This window comes from Rhodanobacter denitrificans, assembly GCF_003335105.1.
Taxonomy (GTDB): Bacteria; Pseudomonadota; Gammaproteobacteria; order Xanthomonadales; family Rhodanobacteraceae; genus Rhodanobacter; species Rhodanobacter denitrificans_A.
Map to the genome: position 1 here is coordinate 49680 of NZ_QFWQ01000002.1, position 21321 is coordinate 71000.

10 protein-coding genes are annotated in these 21321 nt (G+C 69.3%); 6 read left to right on the forward strand and 4 right to left on the reverse strand.

The window, feature by feature from the left end; translation table 11 throughout:
- Positions 1-72 precede the first annotated feature (72 nt).
- The 3 genes from DEO45_RS01225 to DEO45_RS01235 form a co-directional block, all read right to left on the reverse strand.
- The gene (locus DEO45_RS01225) at positions 73-912 is read right to left on the reverse strand and encodes an SDR family oxidoreductase (protein WP_114340705.1); all 840 of its coding nucleotides are present in this window, start codon (positions 910-912) and stop codon (positions 73-75) included.
- A 7-nt stretch (positions 913-919) separates the two neighbouring features.
- Entirely contained in the window at positions 920-2632 is a 1713-nt protein-coding gene (locus DEO45_RS01230; protein WP_114340517.1) for a hypothetical protein, read from the reverse strand.
- 86 nt (positions 2633-2718) lie between these two features.
- Complete coding sequence (locus DEO45_RS01235) at positions 2719-4857, reverse strand: bifunctional (p)ppGpp synthetase/guanosine-3',5'-bis(diphosphate) 3'-pyrophosphohydrolase (protein WP_114340706.1); 2139 nt, start codon at positions 4855-4857, stop codon at positions 2719-2721.
- A 120-nt stretch (positions 4858-4977) separates the two neighbouring features.
- Here DEO45_RS01235 and DEO45_RS01240 point away from each other — a divergent pair, with 120 nt between their 5' ends.
- On the forward strand, positions 4978-5523 hold the full coding sequence (locus tag DEO45_RS01240) for a hypothetical protein (protein ID WP_114340518.1): 546 nt from the start codon (positions 4978-4980) through the stop codon (positions 5521-5523).
- 204 nt (positions 5524-5727) lie between these two features.
- Complete coding sequence (locus DEO45_RS01245) at positions 5728-6207, forward strand: hypothetical protein (protein WP_114340519.1); 480 nt, start codon at positions 5728-5730, stop codon at positions 6205-6207.
- A 190-nt stretch (positions 6208-6397) separates the two neighbouring features.
- Here DEO45_RS01245 and hrpA read toward each other — a convergent pair whose 3' ends face one another.
- On the reverse strand, positions 6398-10444 hold the full coding sequence (hrpA, locus tag DEO45_RS01250; RefSeq protein ID WP_114340520.1) for an ATP-dependent RNA helicase HrpA: 4047 nt from the start codon (positions 10442-10444) through the stop codon (positions 6398-6400).
- 202 nt (positions 10445-10646) lie between these two features.
- On the opposite strand from hrpA, the gene DEO45_RS01255 reads away from it, so the two are divergent.
- The 4 genes from DEO45_RS01255 (at position 10647) to DEO45_RS01270 (ending at position 21216) form a co-directional block, all read left to right on the forward strand.
- Positions 10647-13247 carry a glycosyltransferase family 2 protein gene (locus DEO45_RS01255; protein WP_114340521.1) on the forward strand — a complete coding sequence of 867 codons (2601 nt, stop codon included), beginning with the start codon at positions 10647-10649 and terminating at the stop codon, positions 13245-13247.
- Positions 13248-13386: 139 nt separating this feature from the next.
- The gene (locus DEO45_RS01260) at positions 13387-15150 is read left to right on the forward strand and encodes an autotransporter assembly complex protein TamA (protein ID WP_114340522.1); all 1764 of its coding nucleotides are present in this window, start codon (positions 13387-13389) and stop codon (positions 15148-15150) included.
- Positions 15151-15308: 158 nt separating this feature from the next.
- Positions 15309-19061 carry a translocation/assembly module TamB domain-containing protein gene (locus DEO45_RS01265; protein WP_114340523.1) on the forward strand — a complete coding sequence of 1251 codons (3753 nt, stop codon included), beginning with the start codon at positions 15309-15311 and terminating at the stop codon, positions 19059-19061.
- Positions 19062-19164: 103 nt separating this feature from the next.
- Positions 19165-21216, forward strand: coding sequence for a M13 family metallopeptidase (locus tag DEO45_RS01270; protein ID WP_114340524.1), 2052 nt, complete (start codon positions 19165-19167; stop codon positions 21214-21216).
- The last annotated feature ends 105 nt before the right edge of the window (positions 21217-21321 follow it).

Here is a 21321-nt window from a genome sequence, read left to right on the forward strand (position 1 = left end):
AGGGCCTGCTACCCGGCGGGCATCTGAACGCGACGGCCGGTTTCGGGGCAAAACGCGGGCCGTGCGGGGCCGCTAGCGTGACGACACCCACATCGCGGGCTCGGGCCGGAACGGCCGCGGATGAATGCCCAGCACCCGCTGCAGTTCGCCATTGTCGGCGACCAGGTCGCTGTCCAGCCGGCTCAGCGGTCCGCGCAGCGGCGGCAGTGCGCGCTGGCCGAGCCGCAGCAGCCACGCCGGCAGCGGCAGTGGCAGGGTGGCCAGCGGCAGGCTGTGGCGCACCCGGGCGAACATCTCGGCGGAGCGCAGCCGCTCGCCGCCGCCGATCGGCAGGATCCGGCCGGCCGCGGCCGGGCATTCCAGCGCGGCCAGCACCGCCTGTGCAATGTCGTCCGCATGCACCGGCTGGCGCAGGCCGCGGCCGGCCGGCAACGGGAACAGCCGCAGCCGCATCGCACGGCGGGCGATCGGGGTGAGGCTCTTGTCCAGGCCGGCGCCATAGACCAGGGTGGGCCGCAGCACGGTCCAGGCACAACCGTGGCGTTCGCAGGCAGCGGCCAGCGCAGCCTCGCCTTCGCGCAGCTGGCGCGCGAGGGCACGCTCGGCCGGCACGCTCGACTCGCGCTTGGTCTCGGCGCTCATCGAACTGGTGGCCACCACCCGCGGCGCATCGGCCAGGGTGGCCTGCGCCAGCCAGTCGGCCAGCCCTTGCAGCGGGCCGAAACTGATGATCGCCGACAACGGCGGCAATGCCGGTACGCGGTCGGGCAGCGTGCCCTGCAGCCATGCCACCCCGGCGTGCGCGGGCCGCGGCTGCCGGCTCAGGGCGAGCACAGCCTCGCCGCTGGCGAGCAGGCGCGGCAACAGGAAATGGCCGATCTGGCTGCTGCCGCCGAACACCAGCACCGTCATGCCGTGCTCACCCGCCACGCCGCAGGCGGACGTCCAGGTCGAGCACGCGCGGGTTGGCGGGGGCCAGCTTGCGTGCGCGCTCCAGCGACTGGCTGGCGCCGATGCGGTCGCCGTGCGCCAGTTGCTGTTCGGCCCGGTCCAGCCATGCTTCGGCGAGCCGGTTGCCCAGCACGCCCTGCGCACCGTTGCCCGGCGCCAGTTCCGCGAAGTTCGCCAGCATGTCGCCGGCCTTGCCCAGGTCGCCGGCGGCCAGCGCCTGGTTGAACTGCCCCTCGACCCGGGTGGGCAACGCCTGCAGGCCGTGCAGCGCCGCCTCGTCGTTGCCGTCGATCGCCAGCGCGCTGCGGTACAGGTCGTACGCACTGTCGCCGGGCGGCATCAGGATATTGCCGTTGTTCGCCGCCAGCTGTGCGCGCTGAACCAGCAGCGCCACCGCCTCTTTCTGCTGTGGCGATACGGCAACCGGGGCGGGCGGAGCGACCGATGCCGGCGCATGCTCCGCAGCCGCGGGGGCGGCCGGCGGCGCCGACTTCACCGCGGACGCCTTGTCCAACCTTGCCCGCGCCGCGGCGAGGTCGGCCGATTTCGGCGCCAGTTCCTCCGCCTGCCCGAGCAGCTTCGCCGCCTGCGCCGTGTCGCCATCGTCGAGTGCGGCATTCGCCTGCACGGTCAGCGCCTGCGCCACCCTGCCGAGGCCGTCGTGTGCCTCTGCATTACCCGGATCGAGCTTCAATGCGGCCTGGAAATGGGCCAGCGCGGTGTCGTCGCCGCTGCCGGCGATGCGGCCCGTGCGCAACGCGTCCTGGCCGGCCTTGAGCACCGCATCCAGCGCGCTGTTGTCCTGCTTGCGCGCCTGCGCCTGCAGCGCGCGCAGCGACGGCAGCGCGCCGTTGTTGGGCTGCAGCGCGGCCAGCTGCTCGACACTGGCGTCAGCCGTCGCGGCGTCTTTCGCATCGAATGCATTGCGCGCCTGCACCGCCAGCGCATAGCCGACCTGGTCCAGGCCGTGGGCCGCCACCGCGTTGTCCGGGTCCGCGCGCAGTACGCGCTGGTACAGCGCGCCGGCGCCGTCGGGGCCGCTCAACCTGCCGGCGGCGAAGGCCTGCCGCGCCTCGTCGACCACGTCCACCGTCTGCATCTGCCGCGCGCGTGCGCCACTGATCGCGTGGTCGAGCCGGTCGACGTCGCTGCCGCCGCCGAGCAGCTCGCGAGCCACCGCGGCCTGCTGCGCGGCCTGGGCCAGATTGCCCGCCTGCAACGCCCTATCGGCCTGCGCCAGCTCGGCCTGGCCGACCTGGCGCAGCCCGTCGCGGGCGCGGTCATTGTCCGGTTCCAGCGCCGCGGCGGCCTGGAACAGTTCGCGCGCGCTGGTGCCGTCCTGGCCGTCCAGACGGCCATCCTGCAGTGCCTGCTGCGCCTGCGTCAGCACGGTATTGAAGTCGGTACGCGGCAGCATGCCGCGCAAGCGGTTCTGGTTGAACCAGAGCACGCCGGCCCCCGCGATCAGCAGCAGCAACAGCGGCAGCAGCCAGCCGCGGCGACGATGGCGACGGCGACGCGATACCGTCTGGCCCTCATGCGAACGGCGCGGCTCGACCGACACCGGCGGCAAGCCGTCCGCGATCGGCGCGCGCGGCGCATCCAGGCGGCCGATGTCCCCCAGGGTGGGTTCGGTGCGCCCGGGTGGATGTGCTTCGTGCTGGTCTCGGCGTCGGCTCATGGTCCGTGGCTGTGAAGGCTGACGCTGAAGCTTAGCATCGGGCCGTCCGCCGCCATTTGGCGGACCCGCGGGCATTGCGCGGTCATTCAGCCGACGCCGACCCGGCGCACGTCGAGCACGTTCGGCAGCGCCAGCAGCTTGCCAAGCAGGGTCGACAGCTGCTCGAAATCGCGCACGCGCAGGGTGAAGCGCATCTCCACCTCGCCGGTATGCACGAACAGCCGGCTGGACGAGGCGATGATGTGGGTGCCGGCGTTGCTGACCACGCTGGTGACATCCTTCTGCAGGCCCTTGCGGTCGTAGCCACGCAGTTCGATGTCGACCTCGTAGGCCTGGCTGGCGGCGCTGCCCCAACTCACCTCGATCACCCGGTCCGGATCGCGCCGGGCCAGCCGCGCCAGGCTGCCGCAGTCGGCGCGGTGCACCGACACGCCGCGGCCCTTGGTGATGAAGCCGCGCACCGGATCGCCGGGCAGCGGCTGGCAGCAGCGCGCCAGCGTGGTCAGCAGGTTGCCGATGCCTTCGATGCGCAGCGCGCTGTGGTCCAGCGTGGCGTGGCGCGAGGCCACCGGCGCACCCGACTGGGTGACTGCGGGCGGCTCCGGTGGCTGTGCCGCCTCCTGCAGCACGCGGGCGATCTGGCCCGGGGTGACTTCGCCCAGCGCCAGCGCCACCAGCAGCTCGTCGTGGCTCTTCAGATGGAAGTGCGCCGGCAGCCGGTTCACGTCCGCATGGGTCAACGCCAGCCGCTTCAGCTCCCGCTCGAACATGCCGCGGCCGGCCGCCACGTTGGCGTCGTGGGCGATCTTGCGGAACCACGCGCGCAGCTTGTCCTTCGCCCGCGCGGTGTTGAGGTAGCCGTGGTGCGGCGACAGCCAGTCGCGGCTGGGTTCGGCCACCTTGCCGGTGAGGATCTCGACGCGGTCGCCGCTCTGCGGCTGGAACGTCAACGGCACGATGCGGCCGTTGACCTTGGCGCCGCGGCAGCGATGGCCCACCTCGGTGTGCACCAGGTAGGCGAAGTCCAGCACGGTGGCGCCGCGCGCCAGGTCGAACACCTCGCCCTTCGGGGTCAGCAGGTAGACGCGGTCCTCCAACAGCTCGGTCTGCAGCTCGGCCGCCAGCGTGCTGTCGTCCTCGCCGCGCGGCTCCAGCAGCTTGCGCATCCAGGCGATCTTCGCCTCGAACTCGGCATCGCCGCTGCCGCCCTCCTTGTAGCGCCAGTGCGCGGCCACGCCCAGTTCATTGGCGCGGTGCATGGCGTGGGTGCGGATCTGCACCTCCAGCGTCTTGCCTTCCGGCCCGATCACCGCCGTGTGCAGCGACTGGTAGCCGTTCGCCTTGGGCCGCGCGATGTAGTCGTCGAACTCGCCCGGCAGGTGCGGCCACAGCGAATGCACCACGCCCAGCGCGGCATAACAGTCGGTGATGCTGTCGACCAGCACGCGCACCGCGCGGATGTCGTACAGGTCGGAGAAGTCCAGCGCCTTGCGCTGCATCTTCTTCCAGATTGAATAGATGTGCTTGGGCCGGCCGGCCAGCTCGGCCTGGATGCCCGCCGCCGCCAGCGCGCGCTGCAGTTCGGCCAGCGAGTCGCGGATGAACGCCTCGCGGTCGGCGCGGCGCTCGTCGAGCAGGTCGGCGATGCGCCGGTAGGTATCCGGCTGCAGATGGCGGAACGCCAGATCCTCCAGTTCCCACTTCAACTGCCAGATGCCGAGCCGGTTCGCCAGTGGCGCATGGATGTCGCGGGTGAGCCGCGCCAGCGCCTGCCGCTCGCCTTCGGGCAGCGCCGCCGCGCGCATCCGCGCCAGCTGCCGCGCCAGCAGCACGAATACCACGCGCAGGTCGCGCACGATCGCCAGCAGCAGCCGGCGCAGGCCCTCGGCCGCACCCTGTGGCGGCCGTTGCGCATGCAGCGCCCACACCTGTTCCGCCGCCTGCTGGCCGTCCACCAGCCGCTGCAGTTCCGCCGGCAACCCGGCGCGGCGCGCCGCCCACAATACGGGATCGACCCGGGCCAGCTCGAACCACAGCGCCGCCGCCTGGGTCTGCGCATCGCAGCCGAGCACGCCGAGCAGGTCCAGCACGTCGCAGCACTCGGCCTGGTTCACCACGCGCGCCGCACAGGCATCCAGCGCCTCGGCCAGCGCCGATGGCAACCGGCCGGCCCGGGCACGCCACGTGTCGAGGTTGACAGGCACACCGGGAACGGTTTGAACCATGAAACGATCTTCCTCATCGGCGGACATCGCCGCTTCCATCGACCTGCGGCTGGCACGCGACCAGCTTACCGCGCAAAATCCACATTCACCTGCGGCACGCCGCCCCGTGGATTCATCGTCATGAGCTTGCGCCTGCTTCCGTTGTCGCCATTCCTGTTCGCACTGTCGCTGGGGCTGGCCTGCGCTTCGTCGCACGCCCAGCAGGCCATCATGCTGCAACAGAAGATGGGGCCGGCGGAATTCAGCCAGGCCGGACTGGACAAGCTCGACCCTGCCGAGCTGCAGCACCTGCAGCAATGGCTGGCCGACCACGCTGCCGAACTCGCGGCGCTGGTACCGGCGTCTGCGACAGCCTCCGCCAGGGTGGTGGCTGACCGGAAACCGGCGGGTGGTGGTGGCGGCACGGGGCACCAAGCTGACTCCGCCGACCGAAAAGTCGGACGCATCGTGGTCAGCCCGATCGCCGGCCATTTCGAGGGCTGGCGGCGAGGCAGCGTGCTCACCCTGCAAAACGGCCAGCAATGGCGCGTCAGCGACGACAGTTCGCTGGCCACGCCGCGCCCGGTCGACAGCCCCGAGGCCACTGTGAAACCCGGCGCTTTCGGTGGCTGGCTGCTCAAGGTGAAGGGCTACAACGCCAGCGCGAGGGTGGAACCGGCGAACTGAGCGGGTACTGGCTGGGCCCTCTTGCCCGCCTCGTTGCGATGAGCGCATGCCCGGGCGCCACCGCCAGCGGTCCGGCTGCGGCGCGACCGCACTCAGCCGGCGCGACGCTGCGAGTATCCCGCCGCGCGGCTGGCGCCAGAGCGGCTTCGGACGCAGAATCACCGCTCCGCTCTTCCGTTCGCCGCAACCTCGAGGATGCATCCCATGCCGATCCGCCACCGTCACCTCAGCCTGCCGCTGCTGCTGGCCCTTCCGCTGTGCTGCGTCAGCGTCCATGCGCAGGACGCCAACAGCCTGCAACAGCGCATGAGCGGCGCCGAATTCAAGGCCGCCGGACTGGACAAGCTCAGCCCGCAGGAACTGGCGAATCTCGATACGTGGCTGACCACGCATCCCGTGGTGAAGACCCGCATGGTCAGCTCCAGCGGCAAGCCGGTGTTCTATGCCGACAGCGCCAAGCACCAGAAGATCAATGCACACATGGTCGGGCACTTCGGTGGCTGGCAGGGCCGGAGCGAGTTCACGCTGGACAACGGCCAGGTGTGGAAACAGATCGGCTCGGACAAGCCCGAGTGCATGACCTCCGACAACCCCGCCGTCAAGGTCAAACCCTCGCTGTTCGGCGGCTGGCTGATGTTCGTGGACGGCTGCAACGGCGACTCCCATGTCGAGCGGGTGCACTGAGCAGCCGTCGTAACGGAATGGCGGCATGCGCTTCGTCGGCCAGCCGGTCGCCGTCAAGGCCCCGCTGGAGGCGTGGCCGGACATGCAGCGGAACGGCGCCGGCACGGCTCGATTCCCGACCTGCCGATAGCGCCGCCAGCGCGCCGTTCAAGCTGCCGGCGCCAGCTTGCCCCGGCGGCACCGGCGCAAGTCACGCCAGGTCGATGGCCGCCAGCGCCTTCGCCAGCCGCTTGGCCGATACCGGTTCGGCGGTCTTCAGTTCCTGCGCGAACAGCGACACGCGCCATTCCTCGATCAGCCAGCGCAACTCGGCCAGGGCGGCCGGATCGGCACCGGCGGCCCGGTGCTGCAGGTACGCGCGCCAATATGGCAGCACCTGCAGCATGCGCTGCTGATCTTTCGCCGGATCCTGCCGCAACCGCTCGGCGCGCAGGCGCATCGCCTTCAGGTAACGCGGGTAATGCACCAGTCGCGACGGCGGCAACTCGCGCAGGAAGCCGGGCGTGAGCAGCGCGTCGAACTGTTCGCGCAGGTCGTCGTAGCTGGCGCGGGCAAAGCCCAGCAGCGGCGGCTGCAGCCATGGCTTGAGTTCGGCCTGCGCCTCGATCACGGGTTCGGCCAGTTTCAGCCGCTCGACGCCGGCGCCGAACAGCTCGCGCGCGCACTGCGTGCGCAGCGTCTCGAACGTACCGCCGGTGCGCACGTCCAGCTCGTGGCGCTTCAGCAGGTCGGCGAAGCCGCCTTCGAGCAGGTCTTCGCGCAAGCCCTCCACGCCACCCAGCGGCCGCTCCTGCGCATCCTGCGCCCGCGGCACTCGGCCATCCATGGCCAGCGGCGCGTACTTCAAGGCCAGCGCATTGCTGATCGGCAGGCGCCGGCGCGCCTGCTTCGCTTCGCTGGCCAGCGCGTTGCGCAGCAGCCGCACCACGCCTTGCCGGTGCGCCGCGCGCGCCTCGTCGCTGCGCTCGAACACGCGCAATGCCACCGTCTCGCCCAGGTCGACCAGCGCGGGGAACGCGGTGAGGCCGCCGTCGGAACGTACCTGCGCGGGAATCTCCTCGAAATCCCAGCTGGTCACGTCCTCGCGGGTCAGCTCGATGTCGGTCTTGCGCGAGAACGCCTCGCGCGCCTGCCCTTCCCACTGCCCGCGAAACACGGCGAGGTCGCGACCGCTCGCCAGCGTCCTGCCACGTTCGTCGTGCAGGCGGTAGCGCATCAGAAGGTGCGGCGGCAGCTCGACGACAGCGAAGTCGCCCGCGGCAATGTCGACGCCGGTGGTGCGCTTCAGGAACGTCGCCAGCGCCTTCGCCAACGGTTCGTCGCGCGGCAACTCGGCTTCGACGAAGGCACGCGCGAAATCCGGCGCAGGCACGAAGTTGCGCCGCAGCGCTTTCGGCAGGCCGCGGATCAGTTCGGCCACCTTGTCGGCGAGCAGGCCGGGTACCAGCCACTCGCAGCGGGCGGCCGGCAGCGCGTTCAACATCGCCAGCGGCAGGTGCAGGGTGACGCCGTCGGCTTCGTCGCCAGGGACGAAGCGGTATTCGAGTTTGTAGCGTTGCGGCGGGATATCCAGTGTCGCGGGAAACGCTTTCGCATCGAGCCCGGCGCCGCCGGCCATCACGTCGTCCAGCGACCAGCGCAGCGCCGCCTGCTCGACCGGGCGCGCCTTGCGGTACCACGCGTCCAGCGCGCGACTGCTGGCGATCTCCTCGGGCAGCTTGCCTTCAAAGAACGCGACCAGATCGTCCTCATGCCGGATCAAGCCTTCGCGACGCTGCTTCGCCTCGATGCCGAACGCCTCCTCCAGCACACGCTGGTTCGCGCGCACGAAATCGATCTTGCTGTCGATGTCGCCGCGCACCAGCGCCTCACGCAGGAAGATCGCGTGCGCCTGTGCAGGATCCTGTTGCTGGAACGTGACCGGCCGTTTCTCCACCAGCACCAGGCCGAACAGGCTGACCTGCTCGTAGGCCACCACGCAGCCGCGCTTGCTCGACCAGTGCGCATCACGACAACTCGTGCGCAGCAGGTGCGCGGCCTGCTGCTCGATCCACGACGGTTCGACGCGCGCATTCATCATGCCCCACACGCGGCCGCCGACGTCGAGGATCTGCGCGGAGAAGATCCAGTTCGGCGGCGTCTTCGCCTGTGCCGAGCCGGGGAACACCTGGAACTTGCGTTCGCGCGTGCCGAGGTAGACACCCTTCTCGTCCTTGCGGCCGACCTGGGTGGGCAGGCCGGCCAGCAGGGAGCGATGGACCGATTCGTAAAGACGATCATCATGGCTCTCACCCCCTCTCCTGCCTGCCCCACGAGGACTTCCTTCGCTCGCCGGGGGAGCAGCAGGGCGTGCGGCAATCGGCGCTTCATGCGACTGACCATCCAGCTTCCAGCCCAGCTCCCCCACCACCAGCAGCAACTGCCGGTGCAGCTCGCGCCATTCGCGCATGCGCATGAAGCTGAGGAAGTGCCGCGTGCACCAGTCGCGCAGTTTCGACTGGGTCAGTTCCTCGTGCGCGTCGTGATAGGCCTGCCACAGGTTCAGCACGCCGACGAAGTCGGATTTCGGATCGGCGAACAGCGCGTGCGCGGCGTCGGCGTGCTGGCGTGCGTCGCCGGGACGCTCGCGCGGGTCCTGGATGCTGAGGAAGGCGACGATGGTGAGCAGCTCGCGCAGGGCATGCAGCTTCTCGCTCTCGACCAGCATGCGCGCCAGCTGCACGTCGATCGGCAACTTCGCCAGGGTACGGCCGATCGCGGTGAGCTTGCGCGCCTCGTCGATCGCGGAGATCTCGGTGAGCCGGCGGAAGCCGTCGGCGACCACGCGCGGGTCGGGCGATTCCAGGAACGGGAACTCGTCCACCTCGCCCAGCTTCAGCGCCAGCATGCGCAGGATCACGTTGGCCAGCGACGAGCGCAGCAGTTCGGGATCGGTGAACGCGGCGCGGCCGGCGAAATCGGCCTCCTCGTACAGGCGGTAGCAGATGCCTGGCCCCACGCGGCCGCAGCGGCCCTTGCGCTGGTCGGCCGCCGCCTGCGAGATCGGTTCGACATGCAGCCGTTCGAGCTGGCTGCGCTGGCTGTAGCGCTTCACCCGCGCGGTGCCGGTGTCGATCACGTAGCGGATGCGCGGCACGGTGAGCGAGGTCTCGGCGACGTTGGTCGCCAGCACCACGCGGCGCTTCACGCCAGGCTTGAACACGCGATCCTGGTCACCGGCGGAAAGCCGTGCGTACAGCGGCAGGATCTCGGTCTCGCGGTACTGCCGGCGCGACAGCAGCTGGTGCGCATCGCGGATCTCGCGCTCGCCGGGCAGGAACACCAGCACGTCGCCGCGCGGGTCGTCGTGACTGATCTCGTCGAGCACCGTGGCGATGTGTTCGGCGCTGCCCTGCTGCATGTCCTTGCCGCGACCCTGCCGCGCGGCGATCTCGTCCAGCGAGCGCCAGCGCAGCTCCACCGGGTACGCGCGCCCTTCCACCTCGACCACCGGCGCGCCGTCGAAATGCTCGGCGAAGCGTGCCGTGTCGATCGTCGCCGAGGTGACGATGATCTTCAGCTCCGGCCGCCTCGCCGCCAGCCGCTTCAGGTAGCCGAGCAGGAAGTCGATGTTGAGGCTGCGCTCGTGCGCCTCGTCGATGATGATGGTGTCGTACGCAGAGAGCCACGGGTCGCCTTGGCTCTCGGCCAGCAGGATGCCGTCGGTCATGAACTTGACCAGGCTGCGTTCGGACACCTGGTCGTTGAAACGCACCTGGAAACCCACGAGGTCGCCCAGCGGCGTGCCCAGTTCCTCCGCGACGCGGCGCGCCACCGAGCGCGCGGCCAGCCGGCGCGGCTGGGTGCAGCCGATCATGCCCGCCTCGCCGCAGCCTGCGGCCAGGCACAGCTTGGGCAATTGGGTGGTCTTGCCCGAGCCGGTCTCGCCGGCGATCACCACCACCTGGTGCTCGCGGATCAGCCTGACGATGTCCTCGCCACGTGCGGCGATCGGCAGCGACTCGTCCAGCCGGATCGGCGGCTTGGCGGCCTGCCGCGCAGCGCGCCTGGCCGCGGAACGCTCGATATCCGCGCGCAACGCCGCCAGCTTGCCTTCGTCGGGTCGCCGCGACAGGCCGCGCCAGCGCCCCAGCAGGCGACCGAAGTCGCGGCTGGACACCGCGTCCAGCTGCCGACGCAGCTCGCGCAGGCCGGGATCGGCGGTGGAATCGTTGGCGGTCGGGTGGGTGTCGTTCATCGGACCGCACATGATAGCCGCTGGCGACCCTCTGACCTGACAGCCCCGGCTATCGGCTGCGGCTGCCCAAGGCGCCTTCCAACCGCCGCCGGCCTGACCTGGCGCTGACCGCCGCCATGCCGGCCGATTGGCCGCCAGCCCCACATTCGGTAAGCTCTGGCGGCTCTACCGCCTGTTGCACAGGCTTCCCTCGGGGACTTTTTTGAGCGCCACCGCAGCAAACCACCACAACCGGTATCCGCTACTCGTCGCGATCGTGCTCGCACTGGTCGTGGCCGCGATGAATATCGGGCTGTGGTGGTACGGCAACCTGCCGCACGGGCCGGACGACTGGCACGGCAGGATCGGCGGTTTCTCGCTGTCGGTGTTCCAGCGCTACCAGAGCCCGTTCAAGCAGGATTATCCAAGCAGCGACGAGATCGCCGCCGACCTGAAGCTGCTGCACAAGTACAGCGACCGGGTGCGCACCTACACGATGCAGCAGAACCCGCAGCTGTACCGGCTGGCGCAGAAGGAAGGCCTGAAGGTGATGGCCGGCGCCGAGATCGACAAGCGGCTGGACAACAACGAGCGCGAGATCGAGCTGCTGATCGCCAAGGCGCGCGCCTACCCCGACACCATCGACCGCGTCATCGTCGGCAACGAGGTGCTGTTCCGCAACGACCTCCCGCCCGAGCAGATGATGCTGTACCTGGACCGGGTGCGCGCGGCCGTGCACCAGCCGGTGTCGATCGCCGAGCCGGACTACATCTGGCTGAAGTATCCCGAGCTGGTGCAGCACGTGGACTTCATCACCATCCACCTGTTCCCGTTCTGGAACGGCATCGCGCGGAAGGACGCCGTGCCCGCCGCGCTGGGCGCCTACGAATCGATCCGCCAGCATTACCCGGACAAGCCCGTGGTGGTCGGCGAGATCGGCTGGCCGTCCAACGGCGACCGCCACGAATATGCCGACCCCTCGATCTCCAACGAGGCGATCTTCATCCGCGACTGGATGAACGTGGCCAAGGCCACGCACATCGACTACTACCTGCTGGAAGCATTCGACCAGCCGTGGAAGGAGAACCTCGGCGAGGGCCGCACCGGCGCGTACTGGGGCATGTTCAACGCCGACCGCCAGCTGAAGTTCCCGCTGACCGGCCCGGTCACCGAGGACACCGGCTGGCCGTGGAAGGCGCTGGCGGCGAGCCTGCTGGCGCTGCTGCCGATGATCTTCTTCGCACGGCGCTTCAGCCGCTTCAAGCTGATGGGGCGGTTCTTCTTCGCCGCGCTGATCCAGCTCGCCTGCGGCCTGATCGTGTGGTCGGCCACGCTGCCGTTCAACTTCTACCTGAGCTGGGTGGACTGGACGATGCTGGTGCTGCTGTTCCCCGCGCAGATCGCCATCCTCGCCATCCTACTGATCAACGGCTTCGAGTTCACCGAGGTGCTGTGGCGGCGCGAATGGGTCCGCCACGCCGGCATGCTGAAGCCCGACCCGCCCGGGAAGCAGCCGTTCGTGTCGATCCACCTGGCCTGCTACAACGAGCCACCGGAGATGGTGATCGTCACGCTCGATTCGCTGGCCGCGCTGGACTACGCGAACTTCGAAGTGCTGGTGATCGACAACAACACCAAGGACCCGGCGGTGTGGCAGCCGGTGCAGGAATACTGCGAGAAGCTGGGCAAGCGCTTCCGCTTCTTCCACCTGGCGCCGTGGCCTGGCTTCAAGGCGGGCGCGCTGAACTTCGGCCTGAGGGAGACCGCGCCCGAGGCCGACGTGGTGGCGGTGATCGACGCCGACTACGAGGTGCGGGCCGACTGGCTGGCCACCCTCACCGGCTACTTCCACGACCCGAAGGTGGCCGTGGTGCAGTGCCCGCAGGCGCACCGCGAGTTCGAGCACAACCGCTTCCGCCGTATGACCGCGTGGGAATACGACGGCTTCTTCCGCATCGGCATGCACCACCGCAACGAGCGCAACGCGATCATCCAGCACGGCACCATGACGATGGTCCGGCGCAGCGCGCTGGAAGGCACCGGCGGCTGGTCCGAGTGGACCATCTGCGAGGACGCGGAACTCGGCCTGCGCCTGATGCACGCCGGCTACGAACTGGTCTACGTCGACGAGCTGATGGGCAAGGGCCTCACCCCCGCCGACTTCAAGGCGTACAAGAGCCAGCGCTATCGCTGGGCGTTCGGCGCCATGCAGATCCTCAAGGGCCGCTGGAACTGGATGACGCAGAAGGGTCCGCTCAGCGCCGGCCAGCGCTTCCACTTCCTCACCGGCTGGTTCAGCTGGTTCGCCGATGCGCTGCATCTCGTCTTCACCCTGATGGCGCTGTTCTGGACCGCCGGCATGGTCGCCTACCCGCAGTACTTCAGCTTGCCGATGCAGCTGTTCCTGATCCCGGTGATCGGCTTCTTCTTCGCCAAGGCGATCTTCGGCATCGTGCTGTACCGCGCCCGCGTGCCGTGCGGCTGGTACGACACGCTGATGGCCTCGCTGGCCAGCATGGGTCTCAGCCACGCCATCGCCCGCGGCATCCTGCACGGTCTGACCCGCCAGAAGACCTCGTTCGTGGTCACCGCCAAGAGCCGGCGCCTGGGCGGGAGCAACTTCGCCGCGTTCGCGCCGGTACGCGAGGAATTGCTGATGGCGATCGCGCTGGCGCTGTGCATCGTCGGCATGGCGCTGGGCTACGGCACGCGCTACATCGAAGGCACCCTGTGGATGTTCATCCTCGCCGCGCAGTCGATTCCGTACGTGTCCGCGGTGGTCGGCGCATGGATCGCGCACAGGGCCGGCGACAAGGCGGGCTGATGCGGCGGCCGCATCGGCGGCGCGCACGCGTCATGCTGATCCCGCTGCCCGCCGATCCAGCCGGCTTCATACGGAGCCAACACCGGGCTGGTTAAGCTCTGCCTCGAACCAGAAAACGATCCGAGGACGGACCCCACGCATGCGCCGCTTCCCCCGAGGCCTGAGCCTGCTGTTTCTGCTGCTGTCCGCACCCCAGGCGCATGCCGGCGTGCAACTGGTGGTGGATGGCGTCGCGGACCCGCTGAAGGCGGCGGCGATCGCGGGCGTGGAGTTGTCGCAATACGCCACCCGCGAAGTCAGCGCCGCGCAGGTGCGGCGCCTGTACGAGCGGGCGCCCGGCCAGGCGAGCTCGGCCCTGGAACCATACGGCTACTACGACGCCACGGTCACCGGCAATCTGCAGCAGGTCGGCAAGGACTGGCAGGTGACCCTGCACGTGCAGCCGGGCGAGCCGGTCAAGGTCACTTCCGTCGACGTGATGCTGGACCAGGAGGCGGCCGGGCTGGCCCCGATCCGCCGCGCAAAACGCGCGATCGAACGACTCAAGGACAAGCCGCTGGACCACGGCGCCTACGACGCGGCACGCGACGCGCTCAGCGCCCAGCTCACCGCCAACGGCTTCCTCGACGCCCGCCTGCTCACCCATCGGGTCGAAGTCACCCGCGCCAGCCACAGCGCAGCGATCAAGCTGGCGTGGCAGGCCGGCCCGCGATACCGCTATGGCCAGGTGCACTTCGACGGCTCGCAGTTCAAGGACGGTTTCCTCGACCGCTACGTGCCGTTCAAGTCCGGCGACTACTTCTCGCAGAACCAGTTGCTGGAACTCCAGCAGGCGCTGAACGGCGCCGATTACTTCGCGGTGGTCAACGTGCAGCCGGACGTGGACAAGGCGAAGGACGGCGTGGTCGACGTCACCGTACAGCTGGCGCCGGCCAAGCGCACGATCTACACCGGCGGCCCGTTCATCGGCACCGACACCGGCTTCGGCATGCGCGGCGGGGTGGAGCGGCGCTGGGTGAACCGGCGCGGGCACAAGTGGAAGAACGAACTGGTGGTGGCGCAGAAACTGAAGACGCTGTCCACGCTGTACTCGATCCCGATGCCCGGCGACAACCAGCGCAGCTACAACGTCGGCGCGAACTTCCGCGACGCCAACACCGCCACCTCGCAATCGCGCACGCTGGAGCTGGTCGGCAACGAGACCCGCCAGTGGCATGGCTGGACCCGTACCCTGGGCGTGCATGCACTGTCCGGCACGTTCACCGTGGGCAAGCGCGGCGGCGAACCGGACAACGCGCCCGGCATCGAGCACGGCCACAGCACGCTGGTGTTCGGCGAGGCCGCGCTGACGCGCAAGCAGGCCGACAACCCCGACTTCGTGAGCCGCGGCTGGCTGCTCAGCGTGGCCGCGCGCAGCACCGCCGGCAGCCTGCTGTCCGACGCCAGCTTCAGCGAACTGACCGCCGACGCGAAGTGGATCCGCGCGTTCGGCCGGCGCAACCGGCTGATCCTGCGCGGCAGCGCCGGCGTGACCTGGACCGACGACTTCGCCGCGCTGCCGCCGCAGCTTCGCTTCTTCGCCGGCGGGGACCGCTCGGTGCGTGGCTACGGCTACCAGTCGATCGGCCCTCGCAACAGCGCCGACCGCGTGATCGGCGGCCACCATCTGCTGGTCGCCAGCAGCGAGGTCGAACACTACTTCACGCGCAACTGGGGCATGGCCGCGTTCGTCGATGCCGGCAATGCGTTCAGCGGCACCGACTACCGGCCGAAGATCGGCGCCGGACTGGGCCTGCGCTGGCGCTCGCCGGTGGGCATGATCCGCGTCGACCTCGGCACGCCGATCCACGACGATCGCGCGCACGGCATCCGGCTGCACTTGGTGATCGGACCGGATCTGTGAGCAGTCGCCGCAGGCGGCGGCTCGGGGCGATCCACGGATGGATCGGACGAGGCGAGCCGCAAGAGGGCAGGACTGCCCTTTGGCAACATTGAGCAAAAAGCGGTGTCCCGAAAGGCAGAAAACGCAATGACCGAGAAAAAAAGGAAGGCATCGGATTCATGAAGTGGCTCAGGCGCATCGCCATCGCGTCAGCCGCGCTGCTGCTGCTCGTGGCGGCCGCGCTGTGGTGGCTGCTCGGCACCGGTTCCGGGCTGCGCTTCGCGCTGGCGCGGGCACAGGCTGCCACCGGCGGCGCGCTGCAGGTGCAGCAGGCGCATGGGCGTCTGGTCGGTCCGCTGGAGCTGGCCGGCATACGCTACGACGACGGCAAGGGCACCGTGGCGACCGTGGCCAAGGCGCGCCTGGACCTGCGCTTCTGGTCGCTGCTGGCCAAGCGCGTGCACGTGCTCGCACTCAATGTCGATGGTGTGGACGTGGCCCTCCCGCAGCCGGCCGCCGCCTCCAGTACCAGCGGCCTCTCGCTGCAACCGCCGGTCGAACTGATCCTCGACCGCGCGCGGGTGGGCACGGTGAAAGTGACGCGGGGCGGCCAGCCGTTGTTCGCCTCCAGCCGGCTCGATCTCGCCGGAAGCTGGACCGATCGCGGCATCGAACTGCGCCAACTCGTGCTGCGGGCGCCTGACGGCCACGCCAGCCTCGACGGCAGGCTGGCGATCGGGGCGCGTTACCAGGGCAACGGCAAGGCCGCCTTCGCCTGGAGAATCGGCGACACCGGTTACGCCGGCGACCTCGATGCGCACAGCGATGGCGAGCGGGCCCGGCTCGACCTCCAACTTACCGCGCCGGCCGTCGCACGACTGCAAGTGGACCTGGTGCAATCCGGCGACTACGCCTGGACCGGTCAGCTCGATGCGCCGCGCTTCGATCCGAAGCCGCTGCTCGGCGACAGCTCGCTGAAGGTCCTGGCCATCGCCGTGCAAGGTCACGGCGATCGTTACGGCGGCACGCTCGACGGCAGGCTCGACCTCAACGACTACCAATTGCTGCTGCAGCCGCTGCGCGCGCAGTTCAGCCACGACTTCCATACGCTGAGCCTGCAGCAGCTCAAGCTCGGCTCGCCGCAGGTCAAGGGCAGCCTGGAAGCCAGTGGCACCGTGCAGCTCGCCGCCGGACCCCTCAGCGCGCAACTCGACATCCGCTGGAACGACCTGCTGCTGCCGGCGGCACTGGCCGGCCAGGCGCTGGCCAGCCACGGCGCGCTCAAGGCCAGCGGCAGTGCCGACCAGTACCACGCCGAAGGCGACGTCGCGATCGGCCCGCCCGGCAAGCCGGCGCAGCTGGCGCTGAACCTCGACGGCACCCCACAGCGGGTTACCCTGCACACGCTGGCGCTGAAGCAGCCGCAGGGCGGCCTGCAGGCCCACGGCACGCTGACCCTGCAGCCGACCCTGGCGTGGCACGCCGAGGCCACCGCCGACAAGTTCGACCCTGGCCAGTTGTTCGCCGGCTGGAACGGCGCGCTGGATTTCGCCATCGCCAGCAACGGCAGCCTGCCCATGGACGACACGCACGGTACCGATGCCATGCTGGAAATCCGCCAGTTGTCCGGCAAGCTGCGCGAGCGCACAGTCGGCGGCCGCGGCAAGCTGCACCTGTCACCCAACGAGGTGATCGACGGCCAGCTCGATCTCGCCTCCGGCGGCAGCACGGTGAAGCTGGTGGCCCGCCCCGGCGCCAGCAACGATGCCGACCTGCAACTGGCGACCGCCTCGCTGGGCGACTGGTTGCCGGATGGAGGTGGCCGCCTGGACAGCCATTTCAACATCCGCGGCAAAATGCCCAGGCTCAGCGTCAACGGCCAGCTGCGCGGGAGGGCACTGGCCTGGCGCCAGCAGAAGGTGGACGCGCTGCAACTGATCGTTGGCATCCCCGACATCAGCCATCCGGCCGGCAAGCTGGATCTGCGGACCCGTGGCACGCACCTGCAGGGCCTGCAGTTCCAGCAGTTCGACCTGCTCGCCGAAGGCAGCCAAGGCGACCATCGACTCGATGTCGAGGCCCGCGGCAGCCAGCTTTCCGGCAGGCTTGCGCTGCACGGCGCACTGAAGGGATCGGCGTGGAACGGCACGCTCTCCACGCTCGACCTGGAACCGCAGGGCATGCCTGGCTGGCGCCTGCGGCAGTCCGCGCAGCTCAGTTACACCAACGGCGCGATGAGCCTGTCCGAGCTGTGCCTGACGGCCGGCGAACCGCAGCTCTGCGTGGCCGCGAAACGGGACAGGCCCGGCAACCTCGACGCCAGCTACCGGCTGCAGGCACTGCCGTTGGCGCTGCTGCTGAATGCCAGCGGCAATGCCGACCTGCCGATACGCGCCGACGGCGTCATCGAAGGCAGCGGCAAGATCCGCCGCAGTGCCGCCGGCGCGCTCGGCGGCACCGCGTCGATCGGCTCCGCGCGAGGCAGCGTCAGCTACACCGATCGTGCCGACAAGCCCTTGCTGCGCTACGACCGCTTGCAGCTGACCGCCGACTTCGCGCCGGCCAGCCAGCGCATCGAGCTGCATGGCGGTCTCGACGATGGCGGCCGCATCGACGGCCAGGTCACCCTCACCGGCGCGCAGCAGGCGCTGGGCGGCCAGCTCGCCCTGCACCTGAACAACCTCGCCTTCATCGAGCTGTTGAGCGGCGAGGTGGCCAACGTCAAGGGTGCCGTCGACGGCAATTTCCGTTTCGCCGGCACACTCAGGCAACCCGCAGTCACCGGTCAGGCCGAAGTGCGCGGTTTCGCAGCCGAAGTACCTTCGGCCGGACTCAAGCTGGGCGAAGGCCAGCTCACGGTGAGCACCGCCGATGCGCGGCAGTTCCTGATCCGCGGCCAGGTGAAATCGGGTGTCGGCACGCTCGCCATCGACGGCAACGCCGGCCTCGGCGCCAGCGCGCAAACCCGCCTCACGCTCAAGGGCAGCCAGTTCACCGCCGCCGACATCCCCGCCGCCCGAGTGGTGGTTTCGCCCGACCTGACAGTGCAGCAGGACGCCAGGGGCATCGACATCGGCGGCGCGCTCGGCATCGACAGCGCCGACATCAACGCGGAAAAACTGTCCGGTGCCGGCACCGCCAAGGCTTCGCCGGACGTGGTGGTGGTCGACGAAAAACAGCAGCAGGAAGCCGCCAGCAAACTGCCGATAAGCGCCCTGGTCAAGGTCGATCTCGGCGGCAAGACCCACGTCGTCGGCATGGGCCTGGATGGCCGCGTCGGTGGCGTGCTCACCGTGCTCGAACGCCCCGATCGCGCCACCACCGGCCAGGGCCAGCTGACCGTCGACGGCATCTACAAGGCGTACGGCCAGAACCTGCAGATCCAGCGTGGCCAGCTGCTGTTCGCCAGCACGCCGATCGACAACCCGGGGCTGAACCTCCGCGCCGTGCGCAAGCTCAACCCGAACGCCACCATCGACGAAGGCCAGGAAGTGGGCCTGCTGGTTTCCGGCACCGCGCAACGGCCGATCCTCACCGTATTCTCCAATCCGGTGATGGAGCAGTCCGACGCACTGTCCTACCTGATCACCGGCAAGCCGCTGTCGCAGGTGAAAAGCGGCGAAGGCGACATGGTCAGCGCCGCCGCGCAGGCGCTAGGCTCGGCCGCCGGCAACCTGCTGGCCAGGAGCGTCGGCGCGAAGCTGGGCATCGACGACATCGGCGTCTCCAGCAACGCGGCACTGGGCGGCAACTCCGCGTTCACCGTGGGCAAGTACCTGTCGCCGCGGCTGTACCTAAGCTATGGCGTGGGCCTGTTCGAGCCGGGCGAGGTGATCACCCTGCGCTACCGCCTCAGCCGGCGCTGGAACTTCGAGGCGCAGCAGGCCACCGAATTCGGCCGCGCCAGCCTCAACTACCGCATCGAAAAATAGCCGGCACGCTCGGCAATCGCCTGTTGGCCTAGTCCATAGGTCATGCACACAAGGTTGCCGTGGCGCACTATCGTGGGCGCTTTACACGGGTGGAGGAGCGACCATGCAGCGCATGCGATGGATACTGGCGACGGCGATCCTGTGCAGTCCGGCGGCATGGGCGGCGACGCCGGCCAGCCGGCCTTCGGGCATCGACCTGGCCGGGATCGACCACGGCGTGAAGCCCGGCGACGACTTCTTCCGCTACGCCAACGGCCAATGGCTGAAGACGGCGCATATTCCCGCCGACCGCTCCAGCACCGGCACCTTCCTCAAGGTGTTCGAACAGGCCGAGAAGAACACTGCCGAGCTGATCCGCAACGCCAGTGCCGGCCAGCCGCCCGCCGGCAGCAACGCGCGCAGGATCGCCGACTACTACACCGCCTGGATGGACACCGCCACCATCGAGCAGCATGGCCTCGCGCCGCTCAAGCCGGAGCTGGCGCAGATCGACGCGATCGGCTCGCGCGGGGATCTCGCACGCGTGCTGGGCAGCCGCCTGCGCGCCGACGTCGACCCGGTCAACGCCACCCATTTCCACACCCAGAACCTGTTCGGCCTGTTCGTGACTCAGGGGCTGGAAGATCCCTCGCGCAACATCGCCTACCTGCTGCAGGGCGGCCTGGGCATGCCCAGCCGCGACTACTACCTGTCCAGCGACCCCCACATGCTGGCGACGCGCGGCAAGTACCTGACCTACATCGGCGCCCTGCTGGAACAGGCCGGCGTCGCCGACGCGGCGGCCAAGGCAAGAACCGTCCTCGACCTGGAGACGAAGATCGCGAAGGCGCAGACGGACCTGCTCGACAGCCAGGATATCCACAAGGCCAACAACCTCTGGCGCATGGCCGACTTCGCGCGGAAGGCGCCGGGCCTCGACTGGGCCAGCTACTTCAAGGCGGCCGGCCTGGACGGACAGCAGCAGATCGACACCTGGCAACCGAACGCGGTGACCGGCCTGTCGGCACTGGTCGCCAGCGAGCCGCTGCAGGCGTGGAAGGACCTGCTGCTCTTCCACACCATCAACCAGAGCGCCGGCCTGCTGCCGAAGGCCTATGCCGACCTCAGCTTCGACTTCTACGGCCGCACCCTGCAGGGCACGCCCCAGCAGCAGCCGCGCTGGAAGCGCGCGGTCGGCGCCACCAGCGGCGACCTCGGCGACGCGGTAGGCCAGCTCTACGTCAAGCACTACTTCCCGGCGTCGTCGAAGGCGGAAATCGAGCAGCTGGTGAAGAACCTGATCGCCGCCTTCAACGACCGCATCGACACCCTGAGCTGGATGACCCCGGCCACGCGCGAAAAAGCCAAGGCGAAGCTCGCCACCTTGCGCGTCGGCGTGGGCTACCCGGACAGCTGGCGCGACTACGGCTCATTGCAGATCCATGCCGACGACGCACTGGGCAACCACTTGCGCGCGGAAAAATTCGAGTACGAACACCAGCGCGCCAAGCTCGGCCAGAGTGTCGACAAGGGCGAATGGTGGATGACCCCGCAGACCGTCAACGCGGTAAACCTGCCGCTGCAGAACGCGCTGAACTTCCCCGCCGCGATCCTGCAGCCGCCGTTCTTCGACCCGCATGCCGATGCCGCCGCCAACTACGGTGCGATCGGCTCGGTGATCGGCCACGAGATCAGCCACAGCTTCGACAACATGGGCGCGGAGTTCGACGCCGAAGGTCGCCTGGCGAACTGGTGGACGCCGGAGGACCTGGCCCACTTCAAGGCCGCTGGCCAGCAACTGGCGAAACAGTTCGACCAGTACGAGGCGCTGCCCGGCCTGCACGTCAACGGCGAGCAGACCCTGGGCGAGAACATCGCCGACGTTTCCGGCCTCACCATCGCCTACCTCGCGTATCAAAAGTCGCTCGGCGGCAAGCCGGCCCCGGTGATCGACGGCCTCACCGGCGACCAGCGCTTCTTCCTCGCCTTCGGCCAGGCCTGGCGCGGCAAGATCCGCGACGCCGCCCTGCGCCAGCGCCTCGCCACCGACGTGCACGCTCCCGGCGACTTCCGCGCGCAGACCGTGCGCAACCTCGACCCATGGTATCCCGCGTTCGAGGTGAAGCCGGGCGAGAAGCTGTACCTGGCGCCCAAGGATCGAGTGAAGATCTGGTAGGCGTTTTCCCCCGCTGAAAACAAAGGGCCGCATGCAAGTGCGGCCCTTTTGCGTGGAGCGCGGACGATTGCGGCAACAGGCGGCTTCGCCGGAGACCGGACCTAT

What these genes read in the sequence shown, in the direction of transcription:
- DEO45_RS01225 (WP_114340705.1), bottom strand. Translation starts at nt 912, where the DNA reads ATGACGGTGCTGGTGTTCGGCGGCAGCAGCCAGATCGGCCATTTCCTG.
- DEO45_RS01230 (WP_114340517.1), bottom strand. Translation starts at nt 2,632, where the DNA reads ATGAGCCGACGCCGAGACCAGCACGAAGCACATCCACCCGGGCGCACC.
- DEO45_RS01235 (WP_114340706.1), bottom strand. Translation starts at nt 4,857, where the DNA reads ATGGTTCAAACCGTTCCCGGTGTGCCTGTCAACCTCGACACGTGGCGT.
- DEO45_RS01240 (WP_114340518.1), top strand. Translation starts at nt 4,978, where the DNA reads ATGAGCTTGCGCCTGCTTCCGTTGTCGCCATTCCTGTTCGCACTGTCG.
- DEO45_RS01245 (WP_114340519.1), top strand. Translation starts at nt 5,728, where the DNA reads ATGCCGATCCGCCACCGTCACCTCAGCCTGCCGCTGCTGCTGGCCCTT.
- hrpA (WP_114340520.1), bottom strand. Translation starts at nt 10,444, where the DNA reads ATGAACGACACCCACCCGACCGCCAACGATTCCACCGCCGATCCCGGC.
- DEO45_RS01260 (WP_114340522.1), top strand. Translation starts at nt 13,387, where the DNA reads ATGCGCCGCTTCCCCCGAGGCCTGAGCCTGCTGTTTCTGCTGCTGTCC.
- DEO45_RS01265 (WP_114340523.1), top strand. Translation starts at nt 15,309, where the DNA reads ATGAAGTGGCTCAGGCGCATCGCCATCGCGTCAGCCGCGCTGCTGCTG.
- DEO45_RS01270 (WP_114340524.1), top strand. Translation starts at nt 19,165, where the DNA reads ATGCAGCGCATGCGATGGATACTGGCGACGGCGATCCTGTGCAGTCCG.